Genomic DNA, 15,286 nt, shown 5'->3' on the forward strand with positions numbered 1-15,286 from the left:
TCTGCGCCACCGTCATGCCGCCGTAGGCGCGCAAGGCCTGCTCGTTCTGTGCGATCACCTCGTCGGCCTCGGCCGGCGGCAAGGCGCCCAGCAGCGCCAGGCCGGCCGCGCCCACGCCCAGCGGCTGGCGATGGCCGATGGTCACCGCCAGCACCTGCACCGGATAGTTGCCGACCTCGCGATGCAGGCATAGCGAATCGCCGCCGGCGCGGCAGATCAGGAATGCCGAATCGCCGCTGACGTCGCTGATCTGCCGCAGCACCGGCCGCAGGCCGCGCACCGCTTCGGCGTGCGGATCGCCGGCCATCATCACGCCCAGTTCCGCCATGCGCCAGTGCGGCGCATCCAGCTCGCGCAGCGCGTAGCCCTCCTGCGCCAGCACATCCAGGTAGCGGTACACGGTGGAGCGCTGCATGCCGGCGGCGCGCGCAATATCGGTCACGTGCATGCCGGCCGCGCCCGCCTGGCGCAGCACGCCCAGCACCCGCAGCCCACGCCGCAACACCCGCGGGCCGCCGTCGTCGTTTTCCGGTTTGTTCATTTTTTGGACACCTTGCGTTGATGAGGCGCCTATCAAAGCCCAATATGAAGTCGGGCAGGCAAAGATCTGTCCAGATATTAGACAAACAGGACGGAGACAACCATGCAGACATTCAGCAGGCGGCTGGCCGCCAGCGTCGCGGCCCTGGCGGGCGCCATCGCATTCAGCGCGCCGAGCCAGGCTGCCAAGCCCTATCCCGAACGCCCGGTGACCCTGGTGGTCGGTTACGCCGCGGGCGGCGCCACCGACATCGTGGCGCGCCTGGTCGCCAAGGCCCTGAACGAGGAACTGGGCCAGACCATCGTGGTGGAGAACAAGACCGGCGCCAACAGCAACATCGGCGCCGAAATCGTCGCGCGCGCCGCGCCCGACGGCTATACGCTCTACGTCGGCTCGATCGCCAACACCATCAACCGCACGCTCTACAGCAAGCTGAACTACGACTTCGTCAAGGACTTCGCGCCGATCGGCCTGCTGGCGACCATCCCCAACATCCTGGTGGTCAACCCCAAGCTGCCGGTCAAGACGGTGCCGGAATACCTGGCCTACGCCAAGGCCCACCCCGGCAAGTTGACCTGCGCCTCGTCGGGCAGCGGCTCGTCCATCCACCTGTCGTGCGAACTGTTCAAGATGCAGACCGGCACCGACATCCTGCACGTGCCCTATCGTGGCAGTGGTCCGGCGGTGGCCGACCTGCTGGGCGGCCAGGTCGATTCCATGTTCGACAACCTGCCCTCGTCGTTGCCGCACGTGCAGGCCGGCAAGCTGCGCGCCATCGGCGTCACCTCGCCGCGGCGGCTTCCGGCCGTGCCCGAAGTGCCGACGCTGGCCGAGTCCGGCCTGCCCGGCTTCGACGTCGAATCCTGGTTCGGCCTGATGGCGCCGGCCGGCACCCCGCAACCCGTCATCGAGCGCCTGAACCAGGCCTTGAACAAGGCGCTGGCCGATCCCGCGCTGGTGGCGTCCTACAAACAATCGGGCTTCTACGCACCGCAGCAACCCAACACGCCCGAGACCTTCGGCAAGAAGATCGCCAGCGAAATCGACAAATGGGGCGAAGTGGTCAAGCGCGCCGACATCAAAGCCAACTGAGGAGCACCAGGGTGTACCCGATAGATTTCTTTTTTCGCGCCGCCGAGCAGTATCCGGACCGCGTGGCGCTGGACGCGCCCGAGGGCCAGGTGACGTATGCGCGGCTGGCCACGGACGTGCGCGCGCTGGCCGCCGCGCTGCAGGACCTGGACCCGGCGCCACAGACCCGCGTCGCCCTGTGCGCGGGCAACACCAGCCGCCACATCCTGGCGCTGCTGGCGGTGCTGGCCAGCGGCAAGATCTGGGTGCCGTTGAATACCCGCAGCACGGCGCGCGAGATCGGGCGCATCCTGGACGCCACCGAGCCGTCCATCGTCATGGTGGACGACGCCGGCGACGCGCTGGTGGCGGCAGGCGCGCCGCATCGCGTCAGCCTGACGCCGGACATCGCCGGCCTGGCCTTCGAGACCCTGCTGCAACGCGGGGCCGGGCGCGAGCCGCTGCGCCACGCCCTGCCGCGCGAGGCCACCCAGGCAATCAAGTTCACCGGCGGCACCACCGGCCTGCCCAAGGGCGTGATGCAGCCCTATCACGCCTGGAACGCCGCCATCATCAACCAGATCCACAGTTGGGGCCTGACGCACGAGGACCGCTACGTGGTCGCCGCGCCGGTGACGCATGGCACCGGCACCTACCTCTTGCCGGTGCTGGCGCGCGGCGGCGCGCACGTGCTGCTCGACAGCGCCACCCCGGCCTCGATCACCGCCGCCTTCCGCGAACGCGGCGGCACGCTCAGCTTCATGCCGCCGACGCTGATCTACATGATCATGGCGCAGCCGGGCGTGTCGCGCGCCGATTTCCCGAGACTGCGCAACCTGATCTACGGCGGCGCGCCCATGCCGCCCGAAAAAGTCGAACGCGCCCGCGCCTTCTTCGGCCCGGTGCTGGGCACCACCTACGGCCAGACCGAGGCGCCGCAGATCGTCACGGTGCTGCGTCCGGCCGACCTGGAATCGCCCGACAACCGCGCCTCGGTCGGCCGCGTCACCTGGCTGTCCGACGTCGCCATCATGGACCCGGCCGGCGCCCTGCTGCCGCGCGGCGCGATCGGCGAAGTGGTGGTGCGCGGCGACCTGGTGATGTCGGGCTACTGGCGCCTGCCCGAGAAGACCGCCGAGACCATCGTCGACGGCTGGCTGCACACGGGCGACAGCGGCCTGATCGATGAACGCGGCTACCTGTTCCTGAAGGACCGCCTGCGCGACGTCATCATCAGCGGCGGCTTCAACGTGTATCCCGTGGACGTCGAGAACGCGCTGTCGTCGCATCCAGCCGTCTACGAATGCTCGGTGTTCGGCCTGCCCGACGACAAATGGGGCGAGGCCGTCCACGCCGCGGTGCAACTGCATCCCGGCGTCGCGGCCGACGCCGACGCGCTCAAGGCCCACGTGCGCGCCCTGCTCGGCCCGGTCGCCACGCCCAAGCAGATCCACCTCCACGCCAGCCTGCCGCGCTCGCCCGTCGGCAAGGTGCTCAAGAACGCCGTGCGCGACGCGGCCCTCAAGGAGTCTTCATGAACACGCCCGAAACCCGCCTCTGCGCCCATCACCTCACCGGCATGTCGTACCGCGACGTCGACCTGGTGGAAGACCTGATCGGCAAGAAGACCTTCACCGAAGTCATGATCATGCAGATCCTGGGCCGCGAGGCGCGGCCGGTGGACATGCGCATCGTCGACGCGGTGCTGGTGACCCTGATGGAGCATGGCCTCACGCCCAGCGCCATCGCCACCCGCCTGATCTACATGAGCGCGCCCGAAAACCTGCAGGGCGCGGTGGCATCCGGCCTGATGGCGGTCGGCAGCCAGTTCGTCGGCACCATGGAGAACTGCTCGCGCCTGCTGGACCGCATCCGCCACGCCGCCGACGGCCGCGCCGAGGCGCTGGCGATCGCGCAGGAATTCCGCGCCAGCCGCCAGCCGCTGCCGGGCTTCGGCCATCACCTGCACAAGCCCGACGACCCGCGCTCGATCAAGCTGCTGGCGCTGGCCGAGGCCGAGCCGGACCTGCCCGGCGATTCGCTCAAGGCGCTGCGCCTGCTGGCAGCGGCGATCGACGAGACCTACGGCAAGCACATCACCATCAACGCCACTGGCGCCGTCGCCGCGCTGCTCAGCGAGATCGGCGTGCCCACCGCGCTGATGCGCGGCTTTGCGGTCATCTCGCGCGCCGCCGGCCTGGTGTCGCACGTGGCCGAGGAGCAGCAGAGCCCGAGCGGCCGCTTTATCTGGGAAACCATCGACCACGCCATTCCCTACGTCGGCAAGGGCAAGTCGCACCAGCGCGACGGAGAACCGTCGTGATCCCGCCCGCGCCCGGCGCGCGGCTGGCGGGCAAGATCGCGCTGGTGGCCGGCGCCGGTTCCTCGGCCGCCGGCTGGAGCATCGGCAAGGCCAGTTGCGTGACGCTGGCGCGCCAGGGCGCGGCCATCATCGCGCTGGACGCCGACCGGGCGGCGGCCGAGGACGCGGCCCATGAAGTCGAGCGAGCCGGCGGCCAGGCGCTGCCGGTGCAGGCCGACGTGGCCGACGCCGACGCCATGCGGGCCGCGGTGGACGCGGCACTGGCCCACTACGGCCGCATCGACGTGCTGCAAGCCAACGCCGGCATCGGCAAGGTCGGCGGCCCGGAAGACATCGACCTGGCCGACTGGGACCGCATCCAGCGCGTCAACGTCACCAGCCTGCTGATCGCCACGCGCCTGCTGGCGCCCGTGATGCGGGCACAGGGCGGCGGCGCCATCGTCACCGTATCGTCGATCGCCGGCATCCGCTACACCGGTTATCCCCACCTGGCTTACAGCGTCAGCAAGGCCGCCGTGATCCATTTCGCGCGCATGGCGGCGCAGCAGTACGCGGCCGACGGCATCCGCGTCAATACCGTGATCCCGGGCCTGATCGATACGCCGCGTGTTGCCAGGAACGTGGCCGGCATGTTCGCCAAGGACGACCTGGAGGCGGCGCGCAAGGCGCGCGACCGGCAGGTGCCGATGGGCCGCATGGGCACGCCCTGGGAAGTGGCGAACGCGGTGGCGTTCCTGGCGTCGGATGAAGCCTCGTACATCACCGGCACGGAACTGCTGGTGGACGGGGGCCTGACGGGCAAATACGCTTAGGGCAAACCGCAAGGAAGAACGTGGCGGGGCGGCGCGGGCGCGTATCCGGACCGCGTGACGCGGAGGACGCAACCAGGCCGCCCCGCGCCCTCGTCGTCAGGGCAGCACCGGAAAACGCGTGGCGATCTCGTCGCCCGTGAACCGCGCCACCCAGCCCGCCGGGTCATTGAACAACCGGATGCAGGTGAACGCGGGCGCCGAGCCCATGTCGAACCAGTGTGGCAGGCCGGCCGGCACCGAGATCAGGTCGTCCTGCTCGCACAGCACCGCGTAGACGCGGCCGGCGGCATGCAGCGTGAACAGGCCGCTGCCGGCGACGAAGAAGCGCACCTCGTCATCGGCGTGCGTGTGCTCGGCCAGGAACTTGCGGCGCAAGGCCTCGCGCTCGGGATGCGCCGGGTCCAGGCTGACCACGTCGACGCTGCGATAGCCGCGCTCGGCCACCAGCCGGTCGATCTCGGGACGATACGCCGCCAGCACCTCGGCCTGCGGCGCGCCGGGGGCCACCGGCGCCTGCGCGCGCCAGCGTTCGAAGGTCACGCCGATGGCGGCCAGCTCGCGCCGGATCTCGCCGGCGTCATCGAGGCGCCGGCCGGCGGCGGGATCGTCCTGCGGATAGATCGTCAGCGTCGACATCGCTTACCAGGAGGTGCTGTACGCGCCAGGGAACTTCTGCGCCACGAAGGCCTTCACCTCGTCGGACTGGTAGGCCTTGATGAAGCGCGCGATGCGCGGATCGTTCTTGTTGTCCTCGCGCGCGGCGATGACCACGGCGGCGAACGGCGCCTCCTTGCTTTCCAGCACCAGCGCATCCTTGGCGGGCGACAGGCCGGCCGGGATGGCGTAGGCCGAATTCACCGCGGCGGCGTCCACGTCGGCCAGCGAGTGCGGCAGTTGCGCGGCCTCGATCTCGACGAACTTGAGCTTCCTGGGGTTGTCGACCACGTCGAACAGCGAGGCCGTCACGGTCACGCCGTCCTTGAGCTTGATGAGCTTGGCCGCCTGCAACACCAGCAGCGCGCGGGCGCCGTTGGTCGGGTCGTTGGGGATCGCCACCTTGGCGCCCGGCTGCAGGTCGTCCAGCGACTTCACGCGCTTGGAATAGATGCCCATCTGCTGCACCACGGCCGTGGCCACCGGCACCAGCTTGTAGCCGCGCGCCTTGTTCTGCGATTCCAGGAAGGGCTTGTGCTGGTAGATGTTCAGGTCCAGTTCCTTGGCATCGAGCGCGGCGTTGGGCTGGATGAAATCGCTGAACTCGACCAGCTTGACCTTCAGGCCCTGCCTGGCCGCGACCTGCTGCACCACTTCGCCGATCTGGGCATGCGGGCCGACAGTCACGCCGACTTTCAATTCGGCGTCCTGCGCCATGGCCGGCGCGGCGGCGGCGAATCCGATCAGGGTGGCAAGGGCGGCCAGGGTGTGGCGTAGACGCATGGGAATCTCGGCAATCGAACAAGGAAAGGGAAGCCACGGATTCTAGTGAGCGTCCTTCAAAACCGGAAGCGATGAATTTTCATATTGATATGCGTATTTCCATATAAGCGCCGCGCCATGACAAGCACGCTTGCGCACGACACAATAGCGGCTGGATTCCCAACCCCTTGCCGTCATTGCCATGTCCACCCCCAACGAACTGCATCCCCACGCGCGCGCCCTGCTGGCCGACCACTATGCCGCCGTCGATGCCGACCTGCCCGCCCTGCTCGACCTGCTCTTTGCCCGCAGCGCCGGCGAAGACTGGCACAAGGCCGGCACCTTCAAGCACCACCTGCTGGGCGTCTACCGCACCCTGGCGCTGTGGGACCAGCCGCGCGAAGTGCGGCTGCTGGGCCTGTTCCACAGCGTGTATGGCAACGAGTACGTCGATCTCACCCTGTTCGACCGCGAGCGCGAACGCAACACGCTGCGCGAGGCGCTCGGGATCGAGGCGGAGGAATGGGTCAGCCTGTTCTGCGCCATGCCGCGCACCCGCTTCGTGCAGGCCATCCTGCAAGGCCAGGGGCAAGGCCCCGAGGGCCTGACGCTGGAAAGCGCCGACGGCCAGGTCTTCACCTTCACGCCGCGCCAGGTCGCGGCCTTCATCGTGGTGTCGGCCGCCGACATTGGCGAGCAATGGCATAGCTGGCAGGACGAGATCTTCGCCGGCTATCCGCAGCAGCAGCGCCGCGACCTCAAATCGCATTGGGCCGCGTCGCTGTGGCCCGGCCCGCTGAAGCCGCCGTCGAACATCCTGTCGATGCTGTCGCACCTGCTGGCGCCGCTGTCGGCGCTGCCGGCCGATACCGGCATCCCCGTGCCACCCGCGTTCGACCATTGCCGCGCCACCCTCAGCCCGCGCGACGAGGCCGCCGCCAGCGCGCTCTACTGGCAGGTCGTCACCCGCATGCACCCGCAGACCGAAATGGACACCGCGCGCCACATGCTGGAAGCCGCGGTGGCGCACAACCCGTGGGTCGCCGAGCCGCGCCTGCTGCTGGCGCAACTGGCGCTGACCGCCGGCGACTTCGAGGCCGCCGCAGGCCACGCCGCCGCCGGCCTGGCCGCGCTGCAAGCCTGGGGCACCGCCTGGGACAAGCGCATCGAGTGGGCCGGCTGGATGGCCTGGGCCCGCATCGAACTGCAGAACGCCCGCGCGCGCCGCTGGCCGGAAAACCTGGCGGCCTTGAACGGCCTGGGGTTGGTGGAGTGATCGCAGCGCGCTGAGCCATGGCGCCCACGCGCACGGTAAAACGAAAACGCCCCAGGAATCGGTAGATCCCCGGGGCGTTTGACCATCACGGCCCGGGGGCCGCGGCGGCGCTTATTTCATACCTTCCCAGTGCGGACCGGGCACATGGATGTCGAACAGCTCCAGCACCCGGGCCACGGTGTGATCCACCATTTCCTCGATGCTGGCCGGCCGGTGATAGAACGCCGGCAGCGGCGGAAACACGATGCCGCCCATCTCGGTGACGGCGGTCATGTTGCGCAGGTGCGCCAGGTTGAAGGGCGTTTCGCGCACCATCATCACCAGGCGGCGACGCTCCTTGAGCGTGACGTCGGCCGCGCGCGTGATGAGGTTGTCGGACAGGCCATGGGCCACGGCCGCCAGCGTGCGCATCGAGCACGGCACGATGACCATGCCGGCCGTCTGGAACGCGCCGCTGGCCAGCGTGGCGCCCACATCGCGCACGCTGTGCACGTGGTCGGCCAGCGCGTAGACATCATGACGGCTGACATCGAGTTCGTGCTTGATGTTGAGCACGCCCGAGGCCGACACCACCAGGTGCGTCTCGACATCGTCCACGCCGCGCAGCGCCTGCAGCATGCGCACCGCGTACAGGGCGCCGGTGGCGCCCGTGATGCCGACGACCAGTCGCCGCATGGAATCAGGCCGTGGCGCCGGATTGCTCCAGCAGGGTCTTCAGTTCGCCGGACTCGTTCATCTCGTTCATGATGTCCGAACCGCCGATGAATTCACCGGCCACGTACAGCTGCGGAATGGTGGGCCAGCTGGAGAATTCCTTGATGCCCTGGCGGACTTCGTCGTCCTCCAGCACATTCACGGTGACCAGCTTCTTGACACCACAGCTCTTGAGGATCTGGATGGCCTTGCCGGAAAAGCCGCATTGCGGGAATTGGGCGGTGCCCTTCATGAACAGCACGACCGGGTGCTGGGTCACGGTTTCGCGGATGAATTCTTGAACGTCGCTCATGGTGGTCTCTTGGACAGGAGGCATAACGGAATACGCCAATTATAGGTACAGGCGGGATTTCGTCCCGGATACCCCGGGGCCGCCCCCGGGAATCGGCCGCTTGCGGCGCGGCTGCCGGTTACAAATCGCCGGCCCGGCGTCAGCCGCGCCCCGGCCAGCGCCCGCCGGAAATGCGCTCGATGCCGGCCAGGTCGCGTCGGCTATGGACATCGCTGAAGCCCGTCGCCGCCAGCAAGGCGCGCACCGCTTCGGCCTGGTCCCAGCCGTGCTCCATCCACAGCGCGCCGCCCGCCTTCAAGTGGCGATGGGCGCCGGCCACGATGCGGCGCAGGTCTTCCAGGCCGTCGGCGCCGTCGGTCAACGCGCCGCGCGGCTCGAAGCGCACGTCGCCCTGCCCCAGGTGCGGGTCGTCGCTGGCGACATAGGGCGGGTTGGACACGATCAGGTCGAAGCCCTCGCCGGCCGGCACCGCGTCGTACCAGCTGCCTTCGACGAAACGCACCGAGGCCGTCAGCTCCCAGGCATTGCCCGCGGCCACCGCCAGCGCGGCGGCGCTGACGTCGCTGGCCATCACCCGCGCATCGCGACGCGCCAGTGCGATCGAGATGGCGATGGCGCCGCTGCCGGTGCCCAGATCCAGCACCGCCGGCGCCGCTTGGCCGGCGACGCATTCCAGCGCCGTTTCCACCAGCACCTCGGTGTCCGGACGCGGAATCAGCACGTCGGGCGTGACGCGGAACATGTGCCCCATGAACTCGCGCTGGCCCAGCAGATAAGCCATTGGCTCGCCGGCCAGGCGGCGCTGCGCCAGCGCCTCGTAGGCCGCGGCCACTTCGGGCGCCAGCGGATCGGTGTCATGCGCCAGCAGCCAGGCGCGCGGCTTGGCCAGCACGTGCTCGAGCAGCATGCGCACCTCGAGCCGGGGCAGGCGCGTGTCCAGCAACAGGCTCTTGATCTGGGTCGTCATGGTCGGAACGTTCTCGCCGAAGGGGCCGCCCAGCCGCTCAGATATCGTCGCCCAGCGCCGCCAACTGCTCGGCCTGGTGCTCGGCGATCAGGGCGCCGGTCAGCTCCTCCAGATCGCCTTCCATGATCTGCTGCAGCTTGTACAGCGTCAGGTTGATGCGGTGGTCGGTGACGCGGCCCTGCGGGAAGTTGTAGGTGCGGATACGCTCGGAACGGTCGCCGGAACCGATCAGGCTCTTGCGCTCGGCCGCTTCCTTGCTCTGGCGCTCGCGCGTTTCCTTGTCCTTCAGGCGCGCGGCCAGCACCTGCATGGCCTTGTCCTTGTTGCGGTGCTGCGAGCGGTCGTCCTGGCATTCCACCACCAGCCCGGTCGGCAAGTGCGTGATACGCACGGCCGAATCGGTCTTGTTAATGTGCTGGCCGCCGGCGCCGCTGGCGCGAAAGGTGTCGATGCGCAGGTCGCTCGGGTTGATGACGATCTCCGACATCTCGTCGGCTTCGGCCATGATGGCCACCGTGCAGGCCGAGGTGTGGATGCGGCCCTGCGCCTCGGTGGCGGGCACGCGCTGCACGCGGTGCGCGCCGGACTCGAATTTCAGGCGGCCGTAGGCGCCGTCGCCCTCGATGCGCGCGATCACTTCCTTGTAGCCGCCCAGTTCCGACGGGCTTTCCGACATCAGCTCGACGCGCCAGCCGCGCTGTTCGGCGTAGCGCGTGTACATGCGCAGCAGGTCGCCCGAGAACAGCGCGCTTTCATCGCCGCCGGTGCCGGCGCGGATTTCCAGGAACACGCTGCGGCCGTCATTGGGGTCGCGCGGCAGCAGCAGCAACTGCAGCGCCGCCTCCAGCGATTCGAGCTTGACGCGGCCGCTCTTGATCTCGTCCTCGGCCATCGCCTTCAGCTCGGGATCGGCCAGCATCTCCTGCGCGGTCGCCAGGTCTTCCTCGCCGCGCACGAAGGCGGTGAACGCCTCGACCACCGGCTCCAGTTCGGCGCGCTCGCGCGACAGCTTGCGGAAGCGGTCCATGTCGGACGCGGTTTCCGGTTCGGCCAGCAGCGCGTCCACCTCGATAAGGCGGTGACACAGATGCTCCAGCCGGCTGCGCATGGAAGATTTCATGATGGGGATTCAGCAAGGGAAAACGGAAATGGCGGGCGCCCGCAACGAGCGCCCGCCGCAAGGCGGGGCGGAAGCAGCGCCGCTAACGGCGCGAGTCGCGGCCGGGGAACAGGCGCGGCATCCAGGCAAGCAGTTGCTTGCGGTCCTCGCCTTCGCTGCGGTTCAACGCCGCCAGCGGGCCATGCAGGTATTTCTGGGTCAGGCCGTGGGCCAGTTGCTCGAGCACGGCCTCCGGCGATTCGCCGCGCGCCAGCAGGCGGCGGGCGCGTTCGAGTTCGGCGGCGCTGACGTCTTCGGCGGCCTGGTGCAGGTCGCGGATGACGGGCACCACTTCGCGCGATTGCATCCAGTGCATGAAGCCCTGGACGCGGGTTTCGATGATGGCCTCGGCCTGCACCACGGCGGCGCGGCGGGCGTCGGTGCCGGTCTGGACCAGGCGGCCCAGGTCATCGACGGAATACAGGTAGACGTCGTCCAGGCGGCCGACCTCGGGTTCGATGTCGCGCGGCACGGCCAGGTCGATCATCACCATGGGACGGTGGCGGCGCAGGCGCGTGGCCCGTTCCACCATCCCCAAACCGAGGATGGGCAGGGAGCTGGCCGTACAGGAGACCACCACGTCGAATTCGGACAGGCGCTCGGTCAGGTCCGACAGCTTCATGGTGCTGGCCGAGAACCGGTTGGCCAGCAGCTCGGCGCGCTCGGCCGTGCGATTGGCCACCACCATGCTGCGCGGACGCTGCGCGGCGAAGTGGGTGGCGCACAGCTCGATCATTTCGCCCGCGCCGATGAACAGCGTGCGGGCCTGGTCCAGGTTGCCGAACACGCGTTCGGCCAGGCGCACCGCGGCGGCGGCCATGGACACCGACTGCGCGCCGATGGCGGTCTGCGAACGGACTTCCTTGGCCACCGAGAAGGTGCGCTGGAACATCTGGTGCAGCAGCGTGCCGAGCGAACCGGCTTCGCCAGCCGCGCGCACGGCGTCCTTCATCTGGCCGACGATCTGGGTTTCGCCCAGCACCATGGAATCGAGCCCGCTGGCCACGCGGAAGGCGTGGCGCACGGCGTCGTCCTGCTGGTGGCGGTACAGATGCGGGCGCAGCGTGCCGGCATCGAGGCGGTTGTGCTCGGCCAGCCACGCGGGCAGCTGGTCGGCCACGTGGCCATCGGCGGCGCAATAGATTTCGGTGCGGTTGCAGGTCGACAGGATGGCGGCTTCGCGCACCGATCCGCCGAACGCGGAACGCAGGCCTTCCAGCGCCGGCTTGACCAGATCGACGGGCATGGACACGCGTTCGCGGACCGAAACCGGCGCGGACGTGTGATTCAGACCGAAGGCTAGGACAGCTACCGACATGTAAAGGACAAGGCCGTGAGTATTAGAGCTGTGGTCCCCGCAAAGCCCATGCGGTGCAGCGTGCATGTAACAGCGGACCGGCCATGATTATACTCCCGCGGGTTATCCCCACGCCATTCGGGCCCCTGGCCGCGACCGTGTGTCGCACCCCATGCAATGGCCGTTTGCGATACCATGCGCCCCTGTCGCTTGTCGCGTTGGAAGGCGGCCCGAAAATTCTTCACACTTTTTTCGAGGCGGCTGGCACAAGTCAAAAAAATTGTGTATAGTTGCGGACTTCGTTGGCCTGGTAGCTCAGTTGGTAGAGCAGCGGATTGAAAATCCGCGTGTCGGTGGTTCGATTCCGCCCCAGGCCACCAGAATTAAAAAGCCCGGCTCCTTGGAGTCGGGCTTTTGCATTGTGGCGTTGGCATTGACGGGCGACGTTCAAGACCCCGGCAACGCCACTCCCATCGCCGCGAACAATCCCCCGCACACCTTGTTGAAGCGCCGGCCGGCGCGCTCCAGCCAAGGCCGCACGCGGTGCGCCAGGCGGGCCAGCACGTATTCCACCAGGAACTCGATGACCGCGAAGGTGGCGGCCATGATCACGAACTGCGTGAACAGGCTGCGCGCCGGATCGATGAACTGCGGCAGGAACGCGCCATAGAACAGCAGCGCCTTGGGGTTGGAAATCGCCGACAGGAACCCCTGGCTGAACATGCGCGTGCCGCGCAGCCGCGGCATGTCGGGCGCCGGGCGCAGTTGCACGCCGGGCGAGCGCCACAGCTGGATGCCGAGCCAGATCAGGTAGGCGCCGCCAGCCCATTTCAATACCGTCAGCGCCGGTCCCCAGGCCTTGAGCAGCGCGCTGATGCCCAGCATCGACAGGGCAATCAGGGCGATGAAGCCGACCGCGCCGCCGGCGATGGTGCACAGCGCCTTGCGATGGCCATGCAGCGCGCCGTGGGTCAGCGCCAGCAGGGTATTGGGACCGGGCGTGATCGACAGGCCGATCACGGCAACCAGATAGATGAGCCAGCTATGCAAGGCCATGGCGGGGATATGCGTAAAGGAGGGAGGCGGCCAGTCTAGCGCCGCCGGCTCGGGGCGCGCAATCGCCGGCCGGCACGTTATGCCTCGTCCGACGGCATCGTCGGCACCGCCAATCCGTATTTCACGCGATTCATCACCACCAGCGTCGAAAAGCGCTTCACATTGGGATCGCCCCATAAGTGGCGCTGCGCGAAGGCGTCGTATTCCGCCATGTCGCGCACGGTCATGGTGACGACGAAATCCACTTCGCCCGTGACCGCCAGGCACTGCATGATCTCCGGCGCCTGGCGCATGGCGCGCTTGAAGGTGTCGAGCTTGTCGGCGCGCTCGCTTTCGAGCGACACCAGCACCACCATCATGATGTCGCGCCCCACCGCCGCCGGGTCCACCACCGAGACGTCGCCCAGCACCGCGCCGGACTCGCGCAGCCGCTTCATGCGGCGCAGGCACGATACCGGCGACAGGTTCACGCGCTCGGCCACCTCCTGGCTGGTGCGCTGGTTGTCTTCCTGCAGGCTCTGCAGGATCTGAAGGTCGAAATCGTCTAGTTCCATGGGGTCTCGGCGCCGCGGCGATCCAGGCCACGCGGGCCCGTAGGACGATTCTAAACGGGTGCGCGCCACGACCCGCCCCCAAATTCGACGGGAAACTTCATTTGCGCACCGCCGGCTGCAGGAATTAATCACCCGCCTTGCTTACACTGGGAACCCTCTGGCCGCCCTCGCGGCCAGGCGCAGCCCGATTCCCATGCCGTCACTCCAGCTTTTCCTGCTTTTCCTGGCCGCCGACGCGGCGTTGAAACTCACCCCCGGCCCGGATATGGCGCTGACGTTGTCGCGAGGCATGACGCAGGGCTTCCGGCCTGCCTTCCACAGTGTGCTGGGGAACGTGGCGGCCGGATTCATCCAGGTGCCGGCCGTGGTGCTGGGGCTGGCCTCGGTGCTGCAGGCGTTTCCGACGCTGTTCCTGGCGATCAAGGCGGCCGGCGGCTTGTACCTGGGCTACCTGGGCATCAAGGCCATCCTGCGCTGCGCCCGCGACGCCGACATCTCCCTGGCCGCGCGTCCCGGCGATGCGCGCGACGCTTTTTGGCAGGGCTTCATGACCAACCTGCTGAACCCGAAGGTGCTGCTGTTCATGATCGCCTTCCTGCCGCAGTTCACCACGCCGGACAACGGTCCGGTGTGGCTCCAGATGCTGGTGCTGGGCGTGACCATGAAGGCGCTGAGCCTGCCCTATGGCAGCTGCTTCGCCTACGGCGCATCGCGCATCCGCGGCTGGGTGGGCCGCAACCCGTGGTTCCTGCGCATGCAGCAGGGACTGCTGGGCGCGATCATGCTGGCGCTGGCCCTTTACGTGCTCTACTCCATCGCCCTGACCTTGAACCCCTGATTCTTCCGCAGACGCAGCACCATGACCGCCGCCACTCTTCCCTCCGGACGCGATGCCTCCGCCTCCACCCTGATGCCGACCTTGTCGCTGATCGGCGCCATGGCCTCGCTGTGCGTCGGCACATCGTTCGCCAAATCGCTGTTTCCCGAGGTTGGCGCGCAGGGCACGACGGCCTATCGCATCGTCATCGGCGCCATCATCCTGATCGCGTTCTGGCGCCCATGGCGCTTTCCGCTGACCGCTCGCAATGCCGCCAAGATCGCGCTATATGGCGTGACGCTGGCCTGCATGAACCTGCTGTTCTACATGGCGCTGCGGACCCTGCCGCTGGGCGTGGCCATCGCCATCGAGTTCACCGGCCCGCTGACGCTGGCGGTGGTGCTGTCGCGGCGCGCCATCGACTTCGTCTGGATCGCCTGCGCGCTGGCCGGGCTGGTGCTGCTGATCCCGACCGGCCAGTCGATGCACGACCTCGATCCCGTCGGTATCGCTTATGCGCTGGGCGCGGCTGTCTGCTGGGCGCTGTACATCATCTTCGGCAAGATGGCCGGCAACGTGCATGGCGGGCAGGCCACTTCCCTGGGACTGCTGGCGGCCACCATGGTGGCGCTGCCGGTGGGCGCGGCCCATGCCGGCATGGCGCTGCTGGACCCGAAGCTGATCCTGGCCGGCGTCGCGGTCGGCATCCTGTCGAGCGCCCTGCCCTATTCGCTGGAAATGGTGGCCCTGCGGCGCCTGCCGCAGAAGACCTTCGGCGTGCTGCTGAGCATGGAACCCGCCATGGGCGCGCTGGCCGGCGTCATCGTGTTGAACGAGCACCTGTCCGGCACGCAGTGGCTGGCGATCTGCGGCATCATCATCGCCTCGGCGGGCTGCGCCGCCACCGCGCGCCGCCAGAACCGCGCCGCCGCGGCCGGGTAGGCCGCGGGCCACGGCAGCGGCGCCCGCGGCGGGCGCGCCGCCGCGCCGC

General features: G+C 68.5%; 17 protein-coding genes and 1 tRNA gene. 8 read left to right on the forward strand and 10 right to left on the reverse strand.

All coding sequences use genetic code 11. From position 1 onward, the window contains the following. On the reverse strand, positions 1-541 hold a 541-nt coding region (locus tag DK459_RS10445; protein ID WP_110134869.1), incomplete at its 3' end, for a helix-turn-helix domain-containing protein. Positions 542-643: 102 nt separating this feature from the next. Between DK459_RS10445 and DK459_RS10450 the strand changes: the two genes are divergently transcribed. Genes DK459_RS10450 through DK459_RS10465 form a run of 4 tightly spaced genes read left to right on the forward strand, consistent with a single transcriptional unit; the run spans position 644 to position 4,747 of the window. Then, the gene (locus tag DK459_RS10450) at positions 644-1,633 is read left to right on the forward strand and encodes a tripartite tricarboxylate transporter substrate binding protein (RefSeq protein ID WP_006390006.1); all 990 of its coding nucleotides are present in this window, start codon (positions 644-646) and stop codon (positions 1,631-1,633) included. Between the two features lie 11 nt (positions 1,634-1,644). After that, positions 1,645-3,150 (forward strand): class I adenylate-forming enzyme family protein, encoded by a 1,506-nt coding sequence (locus DK459_RS10455; protein ID WP_110134706.1) that lies wholly within the window; start codon positions 1,645-1,647, stop codon positions 3,148-3,150. Further along, positions 3,147-3,935, forward strand: coding sequence for a citryl-CoA lyase (locus DK459_RS10460; protein ID WP_047992040.1), 789 nt, complete (start codon positions 3,147-3,149; stop codon positions 3,933-3,935). Before DK459_RS10455 ends, DK459_RS10460 begins: the two co-directional genes overlap by 4 nt. Continuing rightward, positions 3,932-4,747: an SDR family NAD(P)-dependent oxidoreductase gene (locus DK459_RS10465; RefSeq protein ID WP_024070600.1), complete on the forward strand. Its 816-nt coding sequence runs from the start codon at positions 3,932-3,934 to the stop codon at positions 4,745-4,747. The genes DK459_RS10460 and DK459_RS10465 overlap by 4 nt, the downstream gene beginning before the upstream one ends. A 96-nt stretch (positions 4,748-4,843) precedes the next feature. On the opposite strand, the gene DK459_RS10470 is transcribed toward DK459_RS10465, so the two are convergent. Together DK459_RS10470 and DK459_RS10475 are read right to left on the reverse strand one after the other, a co-directional pair. Further along, the gene (locus DK459_RS10470; protein ID WP_047992041.1) at positions 4,844-5,383 is read right to left on the reverse strand and encodes an acireductone dioxygenase; all 540 of its coding nucleotides are present in this window, start codon (positions 5,381-5,383) and stop codon (positions 4,844-4,846) included. Positions 5,384-5,386: 3 nt separating this feature from the next. Further along, the gene (locus tag DK459_RS10475) at positions 5,387-6,184 is read right to left on the reverse strand and encodes a MetQ/NlpA family ABC transporter substrate-binding protein (protein WP_024070602.1); all 798 of its coding nucleotides are present in this window, start codon (positions 6,182-6,184) and stop codon (positions 5,387-5,389) included. A gap of 181 nt (positions 6,185-6,365) precedes the next feature. Between DK459_RS10475 and DK459_RS10480 the strand changes: the two genes are divergently transcribed. Beyond that, positions 6,366-7,439: a DUF6817 domain-containing protein gene (locus DK459_RS10480; protein ID WP_054482058.1), complete on the forward strand. Its 1,074-nt coding sequence runs from the start codon at positions 6,366-6,368 to the stop codon at positions 7,437-7,439. A 111-nt stretch (positions 7,440-7,550) separates the two neighbouring features. On the opposite strand, the gene DK459_RS10485 is transcribed toward DK459_RS10480, so the two are convergent. From DK459_RS10485 to hemA, 5 genes are all read right to left on the reverse strand, one after another. Further along, positions 7,551-8,114, reverse strand: coding sequence for a UbiX family flavin prenyltransferase (locus DK459_RS10485; RefSeq protein ID WP_006389999.1), 564 nt, complete (start codon positions 8,112-8,114; stop codon positions 7,551-7,553). Positions 8,115-8,118: 4 nt separating this feature from the next. Then, entirely contained in the window at positions 8,119-8,445 is a 327-nt protein-coding gene (gene grxD, locus DK459_RS10490; RefSeq protein ID WP_006389998.1) for a Grx4 family monothiol glutaredoxin, read from the reverse strand. A gap of 139 nt (positions 8,446-8,584) precedes the next feature. Beyond that, positions 8,585-9,412: a peptide chain release factor N(5)-glutamine methyltransferase gene (gene prmC, locus DK459_RS10495; RefSeq protein ID WP_006389997.1), complete on the reverse strand. Its 828-nt coding sequence runs from the start codon at positions 9,410-9,412 to the stop codon at positions 8,585-8,587. A gap of 37 nt (positions 9,413-9,449) precedes the next feature. After that, on the reverse strand, positions 9,450-10,532 hold the full coding sequence (gene prfA, locus DK459_RS10500; protein ID WP_006389996.1) for a peptide chain release factor 1: 1,083 nt from the start codon (positions 10,530-10,532) through the stop codon (positions 9,450-9,452). 82 nt (positions 10,533-10,614) lie between these two features. Further along, positions 10,615-11,889 carry a glutamyl-tRNA reductase gene (hemA, locus tag DK459_RS10505; protein ID WP_006389995.1) on the reverse strand — a complete coding sequence of 425 codons (1,275 nt, stop codon included), beginning with the start codon at positions 11,887-11,889 and terminating at the stop codon, positions 10,615-10,617. Between the two features lie 283 nt (positions 11,890-12,172). Between hemA and DK459_RS10510 the strand changes: the two genes are divergently transcribed. Continuing rightward, positions 12,173-12,248: transfer RNA gene (locus DK459_RS10510), tRNA-Phe, on the forward strand. A gap of 67 nt (positions 12,249-12,315) precedes the next feature. Here DK459_RS10510 and DK459_RS10515 read toward each other — a convergent pair. Both DK459_RS10515 and DK459_RS10520 read right to left on the reverse strand, forming a co-directional pair. After that, positions 12,316-12,924 carry a LysE family translocator gene (locus tag DK459_RS10515; protein WP_006389989.1) on the reverse strand — a complete coding sequence of 203 codons (609 nt, stop codon included), beginning with the start codon at positions 12,922-12,924 and terminating at the stop codon, positions 12,316-12,318. A gap of 77 nt (positions 12,925-13,001) precedes the next feature. Next, positions 13,002-13,478, reverse strand: coding sequence for an Lrp/AsnC family transcriptional regulator (locus tag DK459_RS10520; protein WP_054499684.1), 477 nt, complete (start codon positions 13,476-13,478; stop codon positions 13,002-13,004). Between the two features lie 193 nt (positions 13,479-13,671). Between DK459_RS10520 and DK459_RS10525 the strand changes: the two genes are divergently transcribed. Beyond that, a complete protein-coding gene (locus DK459_RS10525; protein WP_110134707.1) occupies positions 13,672-14,316 on the forward strand; it encodes a LysE family translocator in 645 nt (214 codons plus the stop codon). 21 nt (positions 14,317-14,337) lie between these two features. Beyond that, positions 14,338-15,237, forward strand: coding sequence for an EamA family transporter (locus DK459_RS10530; RefSeq protein WP_024070610.1), 900 nt, complete (start codon positions 14,338-14,340; stop codon positions 15,235-15,237). Positions 15,238-15,286: the final 49 nt, after the last annotated feature.

Source organism: Achromobacter sp. RW408, from assembly GCF_003184165.1.
In the GTDB taxonomy this organism is placed as follows: Bacteria; Pseudomonadota; Gammaproteobacteria; order Burkholderiales; family Burkholderiaceae_B; genus Achromobacter; species Achromobacter xylosoxidans.